Here is an 18354-nt window from a genome sequence, read left to right as displayed (position 1 = left end):
AAAGGCAGGTTCTTTAAGGTAAGGAGGTGATCCAACCGCAGGTTCCCCTACGGTTACCTTGTTACGACTTCACCCCAGTCATGAATCACAAAGTGGTAAGCGCCCTCCCGAAGGTTAAGCTACCTACTTCTTTTGCAACCCACTCCCATGGTGTGACGGGCGGTGTGTACAAGGCCCGGGAACGTATTCACCGTGGCATTCTGATCCACGATTACTAGCGATTCCGACTTCATGGAGTCGAGTTGCAGACTCCAATCCGGACTACGACGCACTTTATGAGGTCCGCTTGCTCTCGCGAGGTCGCTTCTCTTTGTATGCGCCATTGTAGCACGTGTGTAGCCCTACTCGTAAGGGCCATGATGACTTGACGTCATCCCCACCTTCCTCCAGTTTATCACTGGCAGTCTCCTTTGAGTTCCCGGCCTAACCGCTGGCAACAAAGGATAAGGGTTGCGCTCGTTGCGGGACTTAACCCAACATTTCACAACACGAGCTGACGACAGCCATGCAGCACCTGTCTCAGAGTTCCCGAAGGCACCAATCCATCTCTGGAAAGTTCTCTGGATGTCAAGAGTAGGTAAGGTTCTTCGCGTTGCATCGAATTAAACCACATGCTCCACCGCTTGTGCGGGCCCCCGTCAATTCATTTGAGTTTTAACCTTGCGGCCGTACTCCCCAGGCGGTCGACTTAACGCGTTAGCTCCGGAAGCCACGCCTCAAGGGCACAACCTCCAAGTCGACATCGTTTACGGCGTGGACTACCAGGGTATCTAATCCTGTTTGCTCCCCACGCTTTCGCACCTGAGCGTCAGTCTTTGTCCAGGGGGCCGCCTTCGCCACCGGTATTCCTCCAGATCTCTACGCATTTCACCGCTACACCTGGAATTCTACCCCCCTCTACAAGACTCTAGCCTGCCAGTTTCGAATGCAGTTCCCAGGTTGAGCCCGGGGATTTCACATCCGACTTGACAGACCGCCTGCGTGCGCTTTACGCCCAGTAATTCCGATTAACGCTTGCACCCTCCGTATTACCGCGGCTGCTGGCACGGAGTTAGCCGGTGCTTCTTCTGCGGGTAACGTCAATCGACAAGGTTATTAACCTTATCGCCTTCCTCCCCGCTGAAAGTACTTTACAACCCGAAGGCCTTCTTCATACACGCGGCATGGCTGCATCAGGCTTGCGCCCATTGTGCAATATTCCCCACTGCTGCCTCCCGTAGGAGTCTGGACCGTGTCTCAGTTCCAGTGTGGCTGGTCATCCTCTCAGACCAGCTAGGGATCGTCGCCTAGGTGAGCCGTTACCCCACCTACTAGCTAATCCCATCTGGGCACATCCGATGGCAAGAGGCCCGAAGGTCCCCCTCTTTGGTCTTGCGACGTTATGCGGTATTAGCTACCGTTTCCAGTAGTTATCCCCCTCCATCAGGCAGTTTCCCAGACATTACTCACCCGTCCGCCACTCGTCAGCAAAGCAGCAAGCTGCTTCCTGTTACCGTTCGACTTGCATGTGTTAGGCCTGCCGCCAGCGTTCAATCTGAGCCATGATCAAACTCTTCAATTTAAAAGTTTGATGCTCAATGAATTAAACTTCGTAATGAATTACGTGTTCACTCGTTGAGACTTGGTATTCATTTAGTGTCCGAAGACATTAAGAATCCATGTCACTTTGAGTGCCCACACAGATTGTCTGATAAATTGTTAAAGAGCAGTTGCGACGCGCTTCAGCGCTCTGTCGCGAGGTGGCGTATATTACGCTTTCCTCTTTCAGAGTCAACCCGTTATTTCAGGATTTTTTCTCTTCAACCGACCGGGTTGTTTGTGAAGTGATTCACATCCGCCGTGTCGATGGAGGCGCATTATAGGGAGTTCCCGAGCGACCGCAACAGAAAAGTTGCAAAAAAATGACTGACTGCTGTATTCCCCAGCAAAACCCCGCCTTATACCTTTTTACGCACAGACTTATCCACAATCTATTGACGATCCCGGTGTGATCCAGCGATTTGAACACTATACTAGCGGCAAATATTTCTCTCGCGGGCCAACCTCATGACGACACAACGACTTCAACGTGACTGGCGTACCCCAACCGCCGGGCTCGCCATGCTGGTGTTACTTATGGCAGGTTTTGCACTGCATACGCACTGGAATGCTTTTATTCAGTGGTGCCTCGCCACCCAGATCACCCTGCACCGATATCTGGTGATGTATCTGCTGCAACTTAATAATCATCAGTACAGCGGTGGGCTATGGTTGTTAACCGGTGCGTTTCTTTATGGTGTACTCCATGCCGTTGGACCTGGGCACGGCAAATTTATCGTTACCACGTATCTCACCACCAATAAAGAGAGCCAGCTCGCGGCGCGCGTCGTACCGTTTATCGGTAGCATGATGCAGGGCGTCAGCGCGATCGTCTTTGTCTTTATCCTGGCGGTTGGATTGAACCTCGCGTCAGGAGATATCAGCACCAGCCGTTGGTACGTCGAGAAAATCAGCGCCGTGCTGATTGCCGTCTTCGGCGCGTTTATCATTTATCAGGCGCTCAGCAGCCTGCGTCCGCGCAAAATGGCGATTAGCGCCATCAAGCCGCTTCACCAGCATAATGAACGCTGTGGCTGCGGCCATCACGGCGTAGGGGTGGATCTGACTAAAAGCGACTGGAAAACCCGTCTGGGCGTGGTGCTGGCCATTGGCGCACGCCCGTGCAGCGGGGCAATTATGATCCTGATGTTCTCGAATGCGCTCGGTATTATTAGCTGGGGGATTGCTGCTGTGATGACAATGTCGCTGGGCACGGCGCTGTCGATTATGGGGCTGTCGCTGGCAGTACGTTACGCGCGTGAACGCACAGTAACCTGGTTTGGCGGCGGCACGTCCCTGAACTGGGTAATGCCGATGGTCAAAATTGCCGGAGGGGTTGTTCTGATACTGTTCGCGACGATCCTGTTCCTGACGGTGATCCCCGTCAGCGCCGGCGGCGACTATATTGCCGCAGGATGCTAATAAAAGAAAACCCGCCAGCGGCGGGTTTTTTTATCACTCGTTAATTCGCGGATGCTGATCGACAAGGCGAGAGCGTTTTGTCTGGAGCGCCTCAATCTCTGCGTCAATATCTTCAATCTTCTGCTCTACATTATCGTAGTGCTCACGCAGGATCTCTTTCGCTTCCTGAATATCAGACGCCGCAGGCGTTGCCCCTTTCAACGGACGATTCGCCGTCTCCTTCATGGTAATACCGGTAATCAGGCCGATCACCGCAATGACCATCAGATAGTAAGCAGGCATCATCAGGTTCTGCGTGCTCTCCACCAGTGAAGCAGCAAGCGTCGGCGTCAGGCCCGCAATCAGAACGGAGATATTAAAGGCTGCCGCCAGCGCACTGTAGCGAATATGCGTCGGGAACATTGCCGGCAGCGTAGAAGCCATCACCCCGATGAAGCAGTTGAGGATCACCGCCAGCATCAGCAGACCGGCGAAAATCAGCCCCAGCACATTGCTGTTAATCAGAATAAAGGCCGGGATTGCCAGTGCGAACAGGGCGACGCTGCCGAGAATAATGAATGGCTTACGGCCAAAGCGGTCGCTCAGCAGACCCATAATCGGCTGCACAAACAGCATACCCACCATGATGGCGATAATAATCAGCACACCGTGGTCTTCCGAGTAGTGCAGGTTATGCGACAGGTAGCTCGGCATGTAGGTCAACAGCATGTAATAGGTCACGTTGGTGGAAATCACCAGACCAATACAGGTCAGCAGGCTGCGCCAGTGTTTGGTCGCAATCTCCTTGAACGACACTTTCGGGCCATCCTGTAACCCTTCACGGTCACCCTGCTCCAGCTTTTCAACGTGCTGCTGGAACGCAGGCGTCTCTTCCAGGGCGTGACGCAGATAAAGCCCAATGATGCCCAGCGGCAGCGCCAGGAAGAACGGAATACGCCAGCCCCAGTCAAGGAAGTTCTCTTCACCCACTACGGTTGAGATCAGAACCACAACCCCCGCGCCCATGACAAAACCGGCAATCGAACCAAAGTCCAGCCAGCTGCCCATAAAGCCACGTTTACGGTCCGGAGAATATTCAGCGACAAAAATCGATGCGCCGGTATATTCGCCACCAACGGAGAAGCCCTGCGCCATCTTACAGATCAACAGCAGAATCGGCGCCCATATACCAATAGTTGCATACGACGGAATAAGGCCGATACAGAATGTACTTATCGACATGATGACAATGGTAATAGCCAGGATCTTCTGGCGACCATATTTATCACCCAGCATGCCGAAGAAAAGGCCACCGAGAGGACGAATCAGGAAGGGAACGGAGAACGTACCCAGCGCAGCAATCATCTGCAAGCTGGGATCGGCACCAGGGAAGAACACTTTACCAAGTGCATAGGCCACAAAGCCGTAAACACCAAAATCGAACCACTCCATCGCATTACCGAGCGAGGCCGCTGTAATCGCTTTGCGCAGTTTCGCGTCATCAATAATGGTGACATCGCGCAGCGTGATGGGTTTTACTTTTTTCCTTCTAAGCATAGCTTTCCTCGTAGACTCAGCCCTGTCCGTTTCACAGCGCATTTTGCAAGCTGTGAACCAGAGACCCGCTCCATGCGAATCTCCTTATTCAAGCGTAGCAGGTTTACTTACATTGACGTTTTACCTCAATACAACCGAACCTGTTGACGCCTGTCTGGGCAGTTAAAGACCTTTTTACCCTACCAGCGTTTATATATGTGATCAACTTCACACATATTTTTCCTGTTCGTAAGCTGCCTTCAGCTTTTGTCAATTCATGATAAATAAGGTCATTCTAAACCCCCTTATCAAACAGATCTTAACGCCCGTTATTATTCCTCCCCAAACAAAATGCAAGCACATTTCTTCACAGCGAATTTACACAAAATTCAATTATTAACAGTGGGCAATCCTGTTTACATTCAATATGTGACGAAGATAACTAAAACAGTGTTTTATTTTCGTTGAATCACAATTCCAAAGATCGCATGATAAATCCGAACACGATATCCCAGCAGCTTTCAAATGAAGGAATGCTGAACACCTGAATTTCGCTCTACAGCATAAATAACGAATCGATTGGCCCCAAAAAAGGCAATCGTTTGAATTTGTTGATCTATTTTTTGAGCTTTCCGCCAGCCATGCGGACGAGATGTGAGGGTTAATGATGAAGATTAAAGCAACAATAGAACGCATCCCGGGCGGGATGATGCTGGTCCCGCTGGTACTTGGCGCGATATTAAATACGCTAGCCCCGAATACCGGTGCTTATTTTGGCGGTTTTACAAAAGGTATGATTACCGGAACGGTACCGATTCTGGCAGTCTGGTTCTTTTGCATCGGCGCATCAATTAACTTGCGTGCAACAGGTACGGTATTACGTAAATCAGGGACGCTGGTCATTACTAAAATTGCGGTCGCCTGGGTTGTTGCCATGATCTGTGCAATGTTCATTCCGGAGAATGGAATTCAGACCGGCTTCTTCGCCGGATTATCCGTTCTGGCCATAGTCTCAGCAATGGATATGACCAACGGCGGTCTCTATGCCAGCCTGATGAATCAATATGGCACCAAAGAAGAATCGGGCGCGTTCGTGCTGATGTCCCTGGAGTCGGGTCCGCTGATGACGATGTTGATTCTGGGTTCTGCCGGCCTTGCCTCTTTTGAACCACACCATTTTGTCGGGGCGATCCTGCCGTTCCTGATTGGTTTTGCGCTGGGCAACCTCGATCACGATCTGCGTGATTTCTTCAGCAAAGCCACCCCGGTACTGATCCCGTTCTTCGGCTTCGCGTTGGGCAATACCATCAACCTGAACGTGATTCTGGAAACCGGCCTGCTGGGCATTGTGCTGGGTGTTGCCGTCATCGTCATCACGGGTATTCCACTGATTATTGCAGACCGCGTCATCGGGGGCGGCAACGGAACCGCGGGCGTGGCCGCCTCTTCGGCCGCAGGCGCTGCGGTAGCCAACCCGGTGATTATCGCCCAGATTAACCCGGCCTTTGAACCCGTGGCCGCTTCCGCCACGGCTCTGGTTGCCGCCAGCGTGATTGTGACGGCAATTCTGGTCCCTGTCATCACGGCACTGTATGCCAGACGCTTTGGGCATGTGCCTGAGTCCCAAACAGAACCTGAAGCGGTAGAAATGCACCACTAACCCTTTCGCCCCCTCCTTAAAAAGAGGGGGCAATCACGTACCAAATATCTCTTCCACCATGCCATCCACCAGCCGTTTTGCCGAACAGAGTCTCGGCATCCCCAGCGCGACCGTTTGCCAGCTCTGCGTCACTGACCAGCTCACCGGATGTTTATCCGCCTGACACCAGTCCCCCAGCCAGCCCAGCATATCTTTATAATCAATCAGACCGGGAGAAGCGGGCGTCGTCAGCCACTGATGGTAAAAATGCCGGGTGGTGGGAGAAGCATTAATTCCCTGTGCCAGATAGTTTGCGGCCATGCTGCGCAAATTATCTTTCAGCATGGCCGCCACATCGCTATTCGCCAGACGACAGGCATCGCCAAACGCCCCCCAGCGCAACTCTTCCAGCACGATAAAGCAGCGGCCAGCCAGCGACCAGCCGTCATACTGCCCGGCTCGCCAGCGGGTAAAAATTTGCTCGCTGTGCTCACCCGCCTGAACCGTCAGGCCGCGCTGCGCGAGCGCTTTCTCTTTATAGGCGGCACGCTGGTTGAAATGTGCGGAGAGCTCCTCGTACTGTTGCAACAATCCGGGCGGTTGAGGGAGGCGTGGATTCACCTGCTGGCGCAGGGCTACCAGCCTGTCGGACATACGGGTCAGCGCAAGGTGTCCGGGGTCGAGCATACCGGCCAGTTTCTCCGCCAGACCCAGCCGCAGCGCTGCATTTTCGTTGAGCATTCCCGCCATTGCCCACGGCCGCAGCCGGGTCTGCGTAATGATCTCCTGCGTCAAACGCTCACGAAATTGCAGTTGCTGTGGCCCCAGGAGGGAGTGACGTGCAGCATCCGCCCCCTGGACCAAATCGACCATAAATTTTGGATGAATACACTCCAGCGTCCGCCCGGGACCGTCCAGTAGCTGTGTTGTCATGGTTGCTCTGCCGCGAATAAGGTTTGAATATCATCGCGTAACAGTCGGGTATCTTCCTGAATCCACGCCGCAGTAGTCATACTTTGCTTCAACAACTGGCTAAGCGCCCGGGTTGAATGTTCATTCTGCTGCCGCACGGCAAGGCTATCACGCAAGCTTTCCTGTAACCCGGTCAGGCACAACGAAAACTCTGCAAAGAACGTTGCCATACCTGCCGTAACAGAGACATCGACCTGCGCGGCCAAAGCTTTACGTATTTGATCGCAAAACTGATCGATATGTTGCGTAAATTTGCCATGAAGCTGAACGATGTCGATGACATAGCGTGTGCGCGTCACGACATACTCTTCCCAGCCCCAGCCGGGATTATTGAGCCAGCGCGAGACGGTATTACGTACGCTGCCTGCCCCTGCTGGTTGACTGGCGGGAGGGGTGTCCTGCACAATGGCATCATTAAATAAGCCGCGCGTATTGAAATTAAGCTGGTTTGCCTGAAACGCCGGGAAGCTAATCCGCGCCCGAAATCCGGCATGACTGAGCTGCTCCTTAATTCGCGTCTCGATGGGTCGCATCGCCTCATTCAACGATCGGGCGAGCGTAGACTCCAGCTGATCGAAGCGTAACGCCAGCTCCCGGCCAATTCTGCTCTGCGCATTCAGCATAATCTGCTCGCATGACGATCGGATCTTGCTCAGGACAATCTGCGCCTGCCCTTCATCGTCAAGCACCAGCTGCTGGATCGCATCCGCGTCGTCTGCACGCAAACTGGATGGCTCGCGCCCTGCTAAATCAAGAATAGACGGGCGGCTAAAAATGTCGCCCAGCGCCTGGTGAAGTTCCCCTTTCTGGCGAAGCAGGAATGCATCCGTTGCGTTAAGCGCCTCTTCAACTTCATGCTGGACCTCATCGCTCACCACGCTCTGCCGCTGACGCAGCATCGTCATATCCTCTTCCAGGCGCGCAATATTCAGCTCCAGCTCATCAAAAGCGACCGTCAGTCCCTGATGGCGAAAATCCAGGTATTCTCTGGCATTTTGCGCATAGTTCAGCAGCTTATGCGATGCCGACCGCAAAGCGAACAGCGAGGCGTTGGCGTAAGCCGCGTAAATCAGTTTGCGGATGGGCTGTTCGAACAGCGAATCCTCCCACAGCAGATCCGCCGCATGGCGAATATGGTCAATATCGTCCAGGTCGGCCGTTCGCCAGCGGCGGCCCAGCGCGGCCTCGGCAAAATCCTGTACCCAACGCTGATCCTGATGATCGGGAAGGCGCCCATGAACGTTCATCTCATAGCGGGCGCGGTTTGCCAGATAGGCCCACATGGAAGAGACCGGATAAATTTGCCCCGGAGAAATATTTCCTTTCATCAGCGTGCCGGAAATCATCGCCCGCACCTGCTCTTCATCGTCGCTGTTACGATCTTTCTGATCGAATTTGTTGACCAGGGCGTAAAGCGGCACGGATTTGCCGGCGGCCGAAATTGCCTGACGAACCTCCGCATCAGAAATAGATTTAAGCTGTGTATAGTCCATCACCGCCAGCACGGCGGAGGCGCGCGCCAGCTGCTCGCTGAGCATTTTTTGCAGGTGCGGCTGACCGGCCTCGTTCGGCCCCGGCGTGTCGAGCAGCGTCAGTTGCCCCAGGTGCGCATCCAGACCGGCGAGATGCACAAACTCCACCTCAATCACCGGAATATGTTCTATCGCGGCATACTCAGAGAACGGAAACTCCACGCCCAGCGCCTGAGACAGCCGCACCAGATCGTTCAGGCTTTTCAGACAATGAAAGATGGGCTCCGCGCCCAGGTGATGTTTTTCAAACGCCTCACCTCTTTCTATGCGCTCCAGCAGCGTATTCATGTCCTTGTCGATTTCCAGACGCCGCGCCAGCTTGCCGCGATCTTTATCGCACAGTTTTTTCTGCAACTGGGTAATCAGGGTATCGATGGGCGAAACGTGCAAAAAATGCAGCACCGGCTCCTTCTGGCCCGGCGTATGGCGGATCAGCGTGGGAAGTGCCGTCATCGGACGATTGCGGTTCGGCAGCACTTCCGTGCCCACAATCGCATTAATGGTGGTCGATTTTCCCGCTTTCATGGTACCCACAATCGCCAGCACCATTTCGAGGCGGGTTATTTTGCGTAATTCGTTATTCAGCATCGCCTGCTGAGCGTCGACACCCCGTGCGCTAAAATGTAACGGCAAAACGTTGTTATTAACGCCGCTCATCGCAGCGGCTGTGCTATCCAGCTTTGCAATCGGCATAGATTTTAATGAATCAAGATTGTTCAGAGCGAGCTGTAACAATCGTTCAGCTTCCTGGCTTAATTCAAATATGGTCTGTGTGTGCATGATAAAAGCCTTCCCTTAACGCAAATTTATTACTTTTATTAAGCCACGATGTTTTAATTATACTTTTCAGGCTTATATGATCACGTATGGAAAACATGTTCATTTAATACAACTAACTGAAGATAATGAGAATTTAAAAACCACCCTCGTAATACGTTTAAAACATCCCCTGGCCAGAAAGCCAAAAGTGAATAGACAAAACGCATTTTCAGGAAACATCAGGATATATCATCGTTATTTACCCACCAAAAAAGAGAGGTATTCCCTGGCGCCAAAAGATGTATGGCGTCAGAAAAGGATAGATAAATAACGGCTTGTTCCTTCACCTTATCCGAAATGGCACAACGTAGCAATTTGCTGTAATAAAATATTCGATACATTTAGCATGATTACGATCTCTGCCGTTCAGGGCTTAAGCTTCCCTTAATTCACTGACAGTTCGTGTCATCGCTTGCGCATTTATGCGCTATTTTTATAAAACAATATCACCGACAAAAGTGGGGATTTGCGTTATACTCGCTGCCTTTTTCGGCACACTGCCGTCATTTAGCTGGCGTTTTCCAGCGTGTTAACACTTTTGAGGATACCAACATGCAACTTCCACACTGCCCGAAATGCAATTCTGAATACACCTATGAAGACAATGGCATGTTCGTTTGCCCGGAATGCGCCCATGAATGGAACGATGCGGAGCCTGCACAGGACAGCGATGCGCTGATCGTGAAAGACGCGAACGGCAACCTGCTGGCAGACGGCGACAGCGTTACCGTTGTGAAAGATCTGAAGGTAAAAGGCAGTTCCTCCATGCTGAAGATCGGCACTAAAGTCAAAAATATCCGTCTGGTTGAAGGCGATCATAATATCGACTGCAAAATTGACGGCTTCGGTCCGATGAAACTGAAATCTGAGTTCGTGAAAAAGAACTGATTGTCCCGCCCGGTGACGCTTCGCTTACCGGGCGTTCGGGAACTACACTTAACGGGCTTTTCTTACGTGAGGTAAAGATTATGCCGTTAAGTCCCTACATCTCTTTCGCCGGCAACTGTGCGGAGGCGACCGCCTTCTATCAGCAGGCCATCGGCGCAGAACTCCTCTACAAAATCACCTTCGGCGAAATGCCCAAAGACGAAAACAGCGAAGAAGGCTGTCCGTCAGGCATGAACTTCCCGGATACCGCCATCGCCCACTCTAATGTCCGCATTGCCGGCAGCGATATCATGATGAGCGATGGTCTGCCACCCGGTAGCAGCACGCAGTACGCCGGATTTACGCTGGTGCTCGACACGCAGGACGTGGATGAAGGCAAACGCTGGTTCGACAACCTCTCTGATGGTGGCAATGTCGAAATGGCCTGGCAGGAGACTTTCTGGGCGCACGGATTCGGGAAAGTCACCGATAAATACGGCGTGCCGTGGATGATTAACGTCGTTAAATCCTAGGCCACATAAGCGCAGCGCATCCGGCAACAGCGCCCGGAGACGCTGCGCTGACCGGGCCTGCGGTGATTGTCATCAAACTCCCCCTCAACTCTTCAAACTCCCGCAACCAACACTTAACCTGAATGTCATATTGATGCGCCAGCATGAGGCCACATTTATCGTGAGGCCCGGCACATGCAAACTGTCATTCGCGTCGAGAAACTGAGCAAAACCTTCCATCACAACAAGGCGCTGCATGCCGTTGATCTGACCGTCCAGCAGGGCGAAATGGTGGCGCTGTTGGGGCCGTCTGGTTCAGGTAAATCAACCCTTCTTCGTCACTTGAGCGGCCTGATTACCTGTGACAAAACGCCGGAAAGCCGCGTCGAACTGTTGGGGAACACCGTGCAACATGCGGGGCGTCTGGCGAGCGATATTCGCAAAAGCCGCGCTCAGACGGGCTATATCTTTCAGCAGTTCAACCTGGTGAACCGCCTGACCGTGCTCGAGAACGTGCTGATTGGCGCGCTCGGCAGCACCCCGTTCTGGCGCACCTGCCTGCGCTGGTTCTCCCCATCCCAGAAGCAAGAAGCCTTACAGGCGCTGACCCGCGTCGGCATGGCGCATTTCGCCCACCAGCGCGTCTCCACGCTCTCCGGCGGACAGCAGCAGCGCGTCGCCATCGCCCGCGCCCTGATGCAGAAAGCCAAAATCATTCTGGCCGATGAACCTATCGCCTCGCTGGACCCGGAATCGGCCCGCATCGTGATGGAAACCCTGCGCGACATCAATCAGAACGACTGCATCACCGTGGTGGTGACGCTGCATCAGGTGGATTACGCCCTGCGCTACTGCGAGCGCATCGTCGCCCTGCGTCAGGGCCATGTGTTCTTCGATGGCGCAAGCCACCAGTTTGATAACGAACGTTTTGATCATCTCTACCGCAGCGTAAACCGCGTCGAAGAGCGCGCGCAGGCTGCTTAACGTCCCCATAACGAGGAATGGACATGAACTACAAAGCCGTTGCCGCGCTGGCCTTCACCAGCATGTTCAGCATCAGCACCCTGCTAAGCCCTGCTTACGCTGAGGAACAGGAAAAAGCGCTGAACTTTGGCATCATTTCAACGGAATCACAGCAAAACCTGAAGCCGCAGTGGGAACCGTTCCTGAAAGATATGGAAACCAAACTGGGGATCAAAGTAAACGCCTTCTTCGCCCCGGACTACGCGGGCATCATTCAGGGAATGCGCTTCAACAAAGTCGACATCGCCTGGTATGGCAACCTCTCTGCTATGGAAGCGGTAGATCGCGCGAACGGCCAGGTCTTCGCCCAGACCGTTGCGGCAGACGGCTCACCGGGCTACTGGAGCGTGCTCATCGTTAACAAAGACAGCCCGATCAACAATCTCAACGACATGCTCGCCAAACGCAAAGAGCTGACCTTTGGTAACGGCGACCCGAACTCCACTTCCGGCTTCCTCGTCCCTGGCTACTACGTCTTCGCGAAAAACAACGTCTCCGCCAGCGACTTTAAGCGCACGGTCAACGCCAGCCACGAAACCAACGCCCTGGCCGTGGCGAATAAGCAGGTTGACGTCGCCACCAACAACACTGAAAACCTCGACAAGCTGAAGACCTCCGCGCCGGACAAGCTGAAGGAAATCAAGGTTATCTGGAAATCGCCGCTGATCCCGGGCGACCCGATCGTGTGGCGCAAAAACCTCTCCGAGAGCACCAAGGACAAGGTCTACGACTTCTTTATGAACTACGGCAAAACGCCGGAAGAGAAAGCGGTTCTGGCGCGTCTGGGCTGGGCGCCGTTCCGCGCGTCCAGCGATTTGCAGCTGGTGCCGATTCGCCAGCTGGCGCTGTTCAAGCAGATGCAGGGCGTGAAGGACAACAAGGGTCTGAAGGAAGAAGAGAAGACCAGCAAAGTGTCTGAAATTCAGGCGCAGCTGGACGATCTCGACCGCCTGACCGCCGCGCTCGGTGCCATGACCAGCGTGAATAAAGCGGTGCAGTAACGCCTTTCTCCCTCTCCCTGTGGGAGAGGGCCGGGGTGAGGGCATCAACACGCACATTCCCCCCTCACCCTAACCCTCTCCCTCAAGGGAGAGGGGACTAAACCCAAAGGAGCCAACATGCAAACCATCACCCTCCCGCCGCCAAAGCGCAGCTGGTTCTCGCTCATAAGCTGGGCCATTCTGCTGGCGGTGCTCGTTATCTCCTGGAAGGGCGCGGAGATGGATCCGCTGCTGCTCTTCAAAGATTCCGGCAACATGGCGACCTTCGCCGCCGACTTCTTCCCGCCGGACTTCAGCCAGTGGCAGGACTACCTCGGTGAAATGGCGATCACTCTGCAAATTGCCGTCTGGGGCACCGCCCTCGCCGTGATCCTTTCCATTCCGTTTGGCCTGATGAGCGCAGAAAACATCGTGCCGTGGTGGGTTTACCAGCCGATGCGTCGCCTGATGGACGCCTGTCGCGCCATCAACGAAATGGTCTTTGCGATGCTGTTCGTGGTCGCCGTCGGCCTGGGTCCGTTCGCGGGCGTGATGGCGCTGTTCATCCACACCACCGGCGTGCTCTCCAAGCTGCTCTCCGAAGCGGTTGAAGCCATCGAGCCCGGCCCGGTGGAAGGCATCCGCGCAACCGGAGCGAACAAAATCGAAGAGATCCTGTACGGCGTCCTGCCGCAGGTGATGCCGCTGCTCATCTCCTACTCCCTGTACCGCTTCGAGTCCAACGTTCGCTCCGCCACCGTGGTCGGCATGGTGGGCGCAGGCGGCATTGGCGTCACCCTGTGGGAAGCCATTCGTGGTTTCCAGTTCCAGCAAACCTGCGCCCTGATGGTGCTCATCATCGTCACCGTCAGCCTGCTGGATTTCCTCTCTCAACGTTTGCGTAAGCACTTCATCTGAGAAGCGAGGCTTTGATTTGTATGCACTTATCCAGACATCCGACCAGTTACCCCACCCGCTGGCAAGAGATTGCGGCAAAGCTCGAAGTGGAGCTGCGCACGCACTACCGCTGCGGAGACTACCTGCCCGCCGAGCAGCAGCTTGCCGACCGCTACGAAGTGAATCGCCACACCCTGCGTCGCGCCATTGATCAACTGGTGGAGCGCGGCTGGGTCCAGCGCCGTCAGGGCGTCGGCGTGCTGGTGCTGATGCGTCCGTTCGACTACCCGCTCAATGCCCAGGCGCGTTTTAGCCAGAACCTGCTCGATCAGGGCAGCCACCCCACCAGCGAAAAGCTGCTGTCAGTCCTGCGCCCCGCCTCCCGCCACGTGGCGGACGCGCTGGGGATTCAGGAGGGCGACAACGTCGTTCACCTGCGCACGTTGCGCCGGGTGAACGGCGTGGCGGTCTGTCAGATCGACCACTACTTCGCGGACCTCACCCTCTGGCCCGTGCTGCAACATTTCGCCAGCGGTTCCCTGCATGATTTTCTTCAGGACGCGACGGGTATCGCGCTCAAACGCACCCAGACGCGCATCAGCGCCCGCCGCGCGCAGGCGAAAGAGAGCAAGGTGCTGGAGATCCCCAACATGGCCCCGCTGCTCTGCGTGCGCACCCTCAACCACCGTGACGGCGACGTCAACGCAACGGAATACTCCGTCAGCCTGACCCGCGCCGACATGATTGAATTTACCATGGAGCACTGAATGCACTTCGACACCTCCACTCGTCAGCGCTGGATGCGCGTGCTGGCCCACAGCCAGCCTGATGCGCTGGCTGCCCGCATGAGCGCGCTCGGCCTGACGCCGGACTACGACACGATCCGCGCGCCGGAGATCGGCCTGGTGCAGATCCAGGCACGCATGGGCGGCACCGGCGAGCGCTTCTTCGCCGGCGATGCCACCCTCACCCGCGCGGTGATCCGCCTGAAAAGCGGCACGCTAGGCTACGGCTACGTACTTGGGCGCGACAAAACGCACGCCGAACGCTGCGCAGCGATCGACGCGCTTTTACAGGAACAGCCGCATTTTCAGACGTTAATGGAAACCCTTATTGCCCCGCTGGAAGCCGACCGCGCCGCACGCCTTGCCGCGCGTCAGGCCGAAGTGAATACCAGCCGGGTCGACTTCTTTACGCTCGTTCGCGGAGACAACGCATGACGCTTCAACCTGCTTTTACCCTGGCCGTCCAGGATGCCCAACAGAGTTTCCGTCGCCTGCTGAAAGCCATGAGCGAGCCGGGCGTCATTGTCTCGCTGCACCAGCTCTCCCAGGGCTGGCTGCCGCTGAACCTCGCCTCGACCAGCGTGCTGCTGACCCTGGCGGACAACGACACCCCGGTATGGCTGTCAGGCGCATTGCTGAACGATATCGCCAGCCAGAACCTGCGCTTTCACACCAACGCGCCGCTGGTCGAGCAGCCCCAGCAGGCGGTCTTCGCCGTGGTCGACGAGCAAATCAGCCACGAAGAGCTTAACGCCCTGAGCGAAGGCAGCGCCGTCGCACCGGAAACCAGCGCCACGCTGATTTTGCAGGTCTCCAGCCTGAGCGGTGGCCGCATGCTGCGCCTGACGGGTGCAGGGATTGCCGACGAGCGGATGGTCGCCCCCCAGCTGCCGGAGTGCATCATTCATGAGCTGACCGAGCGCCCGCATCCGTTCCCGCTCGGTATCGACCTGATCCTGACCTGCGGCGAGCGCCTGCTGGCGATCCCGAGAACCACTCACGTGGAGGTGTGCTGATGTACGTTGCCGTCAAAGGGGGCGAGAAGGCGATCGCCGCCGCCCATGCCTTGCAGGCGCACAGACGCCGGGGAGATGACGCCCTTCCCGAGCTGAGCGTCGCCCAGATTGAACAGCAGTTAAACCTGGCCGTCGACCGCGTGATGACCGAAGGCGGCATCGCGGACCGCGAACTGGCGGCGCTGGCGCTGAAACAGGCCAGCGGCGATAACGTGGAAGCCATCTTCCTGCTGCGCGCTTACCGCACTACGCTTGCGAAGCTGGCGGTTAGCGAGCCGGTGAATACGGCGGAAATGCGATTAGAGCGCCGTATTTCTGCGGTGTACAAAGATATTCCTGGCGGCCAGCTGCTTGGTCCGACCTACGACTACACCCATCGCCTGCTGGACTTCACTCTGCTGGCGAACGGTGAAACACCGCAGCTCAGCGTGTCTGACGCTGAACAAGACGCCTCCCCGCACGTCTTTAGCCTGCTGGCAAACCAGGGGCTGGCGAAGGCGGAAGAGGACACCGGCAGCACACCGGATGACATCACCCGCACGCCGCCGGTCTATCCCTGTTCGCGCTCGTCCCGCCTGCAACAGCTGATGCGCGGTGACGAAGGGTATCTGCTGGCGCTGGCCTACTCCACGCAGCGCGGCTACGGGCGCAACCACCCGTTCGCGGCAGAGATCCGCAGCGGTTATATCGACATTGAAATCGTGCCGGAAGAGCTGGGTTTTGCGGTGAACATCGGCGAACTGCTGATGACCGAGTGCGAAATGGTCAACGGTTTTGTCGCGCCAGAGAATGAAGATCCGCACTTTACCCGCGGCTACGGGCTGGTGTATGGCCTGAGCGAGCGCAAGGCGATGGCGATGGCGCTGGTTGACCGTGCGCTCCAGGCGCCGGACTACGGCGAGCATATTGCAGGCCCGGCACAGGACGAAGAGTTCGTGCTGGCCCACGCGGATAACGTCGAGGCCGCTGGCTTCGTCTCGCACCTCAAGCTGCCGCATTACGTCGATTTCCAGGCCGAACTGGAACTGCTGAAACGCCTGCAACGGGAGCGCGAACATGGCTAACTTAAGCGGCTACAACTTTGCCTATCTGGACGAGCAAACCAAACGCATGATCCGCCGTGCCATCTTAAAAGCGGTGGCTATTCCGGGCTATCAGGTCCCGTTCGGCGGCCGTGAAATGCCGATGCCCTACGGCTGGGGCACGGGCGGTATTCAGATCACCGCCAGCGTGATCGGCGAGGCTGACGTGCTGAAGGTCATTGACCAGGGTGCAGACGACACCACCAACGCCGTGTCGATCCGCAACTTCTTTAAGCGCGTAACGGGCGTCAACACCACCGAAAAAACCGAAGACGCGACGTTGATCCAGACCCGTCACCGCATTCCGGAAACCCCGCTGGCCGAAGATCAGATTTTGATTTTTCAGGTGCCGATTCCGGAGCCGCTGCGCTTTATCGAGCCGCGGGAAACCGAAACCCGCACCATGCACGCCCTGGAAGAGTACGGGATCATGCAGGTCAAACTGTATGAGGACATCGCCCGCTTCGGCCATATCGCCACCACCTACGCCTACCCGGTGAAGGTGAACGGCCGCTACGTGATGGACCCGTCGCCGATCCCGAAATTCGATAACCCGAAGATGGACATGATGCCCGCCCTGCAACTTTTTGGCGCCGGACGGGAAAAACGCATCTACGCCGTACCGCCGTACACCCGTGTGGAGAGCCTGGATTTTGACGATCACCCGTTTACGGTGCAGGAGTGGGACGAGCCGTGCGCCATCTGCGGTTCGAAGCATAGCTATCTGGATGAAGTGGTGCTGGACGACACGGGCAAACGGATGTTTGTCTGCTCCGACACCGATTACTGCCGCCAACAGAGCGAGGCGAACAGCCAATGAAACAGCTGCTTTCGGTTAATAACCTGACTCACCTTTATGCGCCGGGCAAAGGCTTTAGCGACGTGTCGTTTGAGCTGTGGCCGGGCGAAGTGCTGGGCATTGTCGGCGAGTCCGGCTCCGGTAAAACCACCCTGCTGAAGTCCATCTCCGCGCGCCTGACGCCGCAGAATGGCGACATTCTGTATGAGGGCGTGTCGCTGTATGGCATGAGCGAAGCCGATCGCCGCCGCCTGCTGCGCACCGAGTGGGGCGTGGTGCACCAGCACCCGATGGATGGCCTGCGCCGCCAGGTGTCGGCGGGGGGCAACATCGGCGAACGGCTGATGGCCACCGGCGCGCGCCACTACGGCAACATCCGCGCCACGGCGCAGCACTGGCTGGAAGAGGTTGAAATTCCCGCCTCGCGCATCGACGACCTGCCGACCACCTTCTCCGGCGGCATGCAGCAGCGTTTACAGATTGCCCGCAATCTCGTCACCCATCCGAAGCTGGTGTTTATGGATGAACCGACCGGCGGGCTGGACGTCTCTGTGCAGGCTCGCCTGCTCGACCTGCTGCGCGGCCTGGTGGTGGAGCTAAACCTGGCGGTGGTGATTGTCACCCACGATTTAGGCGTCGCGCGCCTGCTGGCGGACCGCTTGCTGGTGATGAAGCAGGGTCAGGTGGTGGAAAGTGGGTTAACCGACCGCGTGCTCGACGATCCCCATCATCCGTATACCCAGCTGCTGGTGTCGTCCGTATTGCAGAACTGAGGGCGCGGTTGCCGGGTGGCGCTGCGCTTACCCGGCCTACGAACACCGCACCTTGTAGGCCGGGTAAGGCGAAGCCGCCACCCGGCAAAACGAACACCGCACCCGTAGGCCGGGTAAGGCGAAGCCGCCACCCGGCAAAACGA

General features: G+C 56.1%; 16 protein-coding genes and 1 rRNA gene. 13 read left to right on the top strand and 4 right to left on the bottom strand.

All coding sequences use genetic code 11. The features are described 5' to 3' along the window. Window positions 1-19: 19 nt before the first annotated feature. Window positions 20-1561: ribosomal RNA gene (locus tag L379_RS20785) — 16S ribosomal RNA — on the bottom strand. Window positions 1562-2046: 485 nt separating this feature from the next. On the opposite strand from L379_RS20785, the gene L379_RS20790 reads away from it, so the two are divergent. Then, window positions 2047-3000 carry a nickel/cobalt transporter gene (locus tag L379_RS20790; RefSeq protein ID WP_032652254.1) on the top strand — a complete coding sequence of 318 codons (954 nt, stop codon included), beginning with the start codon at window positions 2047-2049 and terminating at the stop codon, window positions 2998-3000. Window positions 3001-3033: 33 nt separating this feature from the next. Here L379_RS20790 and proP read toward each other — a convergent pair whose 3' ends face one another. Continuing rightward, entirely contained in the window at window positions 3034-4536 is a 1503-nt protein-coding gene (proP, locus tag L379_RS20795) for a glycine betaine/L-proline transporter ProP (RefSeq protein ID WP_015570231.1), read from the bottom strand. 646 nt (window positions 4537-5182) lie between these two features. On the opposite strand from proP, the gene kdgT reads away from it, so the two are divergent. Beyond that, window positions 5183-6175 carry a 2-keto-3-deoxygluconate transporter gene (kdgT, locus tag L379_RS20800; RefSeq protein WP_017694692.1) on the top strand — a complete coding sequence of 331 codons (993 nt, stop codon included), beginning with the start codon at window positions 5183-5185 and terminating at the stop codon, window positions 6173-6175. 33 nt (window positions 6176-6208) lie between these two features. On the opposite strand, the gene L379_RS20805 is transcribed toward kdgT, so the two are convergent. Both L379_RS20805 and crfC read right to left on the bottom strand, forming a co-directional pair. Continuing rightward, window positions 6209-7087, bottom strand: a complete 879-nt coding sequence (locus tag L379_RS20805; RefSeq protein WP_023295782.1) for a diguanylate cyclase regulator RdcB family protein — start codon at window positions 7085-7087, stop codon at window positions 6209-6211. Beyond that, window positions 7084-9438 (bottom strand): clamp-binding protein CrfC, encoded by a 2355-nt coding sequence (gene crfC, locus L379_RS20810; protein ID WP_023302944.1) that lies wholly within the window; start codon window positions 9436-9438, stop codon window positions 7084-7086. Before crfC ends, L379_RS20805 begins: the two co-directional genes overlap by 4 nt. A gap of 591 nt (window positions 9439-10029) precedes the next feature. Here crfC and L379_RS20815 point away from each other — a divergent pair. The 11 genes from L379_RS20815 (at window position 10030) to phnK (ending at window position 18211) form a co-directional block, all read left to right on the top strand. Continuing rightward, window positions 10030-10365 (top strand): zinc ribbon domain-containing protein YjdM, encoded by a 336-nt coding sequence (locus L379_RS20815; protein ID WP_003860206.1) that lies wholly within the window; start codon window positions 10030-10032, stop codon window positions 10363-10365. 80 nt (window positions 10366-10445) lie between these two features. After that, window positions 10446-10877 carry a VOC family metalloprotein YjdN gene (yjdN, locus tag L379_RS20820; protein WP_017694695.1) on the top strand — a complete coding sequence of 144 codons (432 nt, stop codon included), beginning with the start codon at window positions 10446-10448 and terminating at the stop codon, window positions 10875-10877. A gap of 174 nt (window positions 10878-11051) precedes the next feature. After that, window positions 11052-11840, top strand: a complete 789-nt coding sequence (gene phnC, locus L379_RS20825) for a phosphonate ABC transporter ATP-binding protein (protein ID WP_032652251.1) — start codon at window positions 11052-11054, stop codon at window positions 11838-11840. A 23-nt stretch (window positions 11841-11863) separates the two neighbouring features. Beyond that, window positions 11864-12880 carry a phosphonate ABC transporter substrate-binding protein gene (gene phnD, locus L379_RS20830; protein ID WP_032652248.1) on the top strand — a complete coding sequence of 339 codons (1017 nt, stop codon included), beginning with the start codon at window positions 11864-11866 and terminating at the stop codon, window positions 12878-12880. Between the two features lie 117 nt (window positions 12881-12997). Then, window positions 12998-13777: a phosphonate ABC transporter, permease protein PhnE gene (phnE, locus tag L379_RS20835; RefSeq protein WP_032646912.1), complete on the top strand. Its 780-nt coding sequence runs from the start codon at window positions 12998-13000 to the stop codon at window positions 13775-13777. A 20-nt stretch (window positions 13778-13797) separates the two neighbouring features. Continuing rightward, the gene (gene phnF, locus L379_RS20840) at window positions 13798-14523 is read left to right on the top strand and encodes a phosphonate metabolism transcriptional regulator PhnF (RefSeq protein WP_006810434.1); all 726 of its coding nucleotides are present in this window, start codon (window positions 13798-13800) and stop codon (window positions 14521-14523) included. Then, window positions 14524-14976: a phosphonate C-P lyase system protein PhnG gene (phnG, locus tag L379_RS20845; RefSeq protein ID WP_017694700.1), complete on the top strand. Its 453-nt coding sequence runs from the start codon at window positions 14524-14526 to the stop codon at window positions 14974-14976. Further along, window positions 14973-15557: a phosphonate C-P lyase system protein PhnH gene (gene phnH, locus L379_RS20850; protein ID WP_032652244.1), complete on the top strand. Its 585-nt coding sequence runs from the start codon at window positions 14973-14975 to the stop codon at window positions 15555-15557. The genes phnG and phnH overlap by 4 nt, the downstream gene beginning before the upstream one ends. Beyond that, the gene (locus L379_RS20855) at window positions 15557-16621 is read left to right on the top strand and encodes a carbon-phosphorus lyase complex subunit (RefSeq protein ID WP_032652242.1); all 1065 of its coding nucleotides are present in this window, start codon (window positions 15557-15559) and stop codon (window positions 16619-16621) included. The genes phnH and L379_RS20855 overlap by 1 nt, the downstream gene beginning before the upstream one ends. Then, complete coding sequence (gene phnJ / locus L379_RS20860) at window positions 16614-17459, top strand: alpha-D-ribose 1-methylphosphonate 5-phosphate C-P-lyase PhnJ (protein ID WP_032652240.1); 846 nt, start codon at window positions 16614-16616, stop codon at window positions 17457-17459. The genes L379_RS20855 and phnJ overlap by 8 nt, the downstream gene beginning before the upstream one ends. After that, entirely contained in the window at window positions 17456-18211 is a 756-nt protein-coding gene (phnK, locus tag L379_RS20865; protein ID WP_032652238.1) for a phosphonate C-P lyase system protein PhnK, read from the top strand. The genes phnJ and phnK overlap by 4 nt, the downstream gene beginning before the upstream one ends. Window positions 18212-18354 lie beyond the last annotated feature (143 nt).

Origin of the sequence: Enterobacter sp. MGH 33, from assembly GCF_000534535.1 — a bacterium.
In the GTDB taxonomy this organism is placed as follows: Bacteria; Pseudomonadota; Gammaproteobacteria; order Enterobacterales; family Enterobacteriaceae; genus Enterobacter; species Enterobacter hormaechei_C.
The sequence above is the reverse complement of the archived record's forward strand: the minus strand, read 5'-3'. Positions and strand labels throughout refer to the sequence as shown.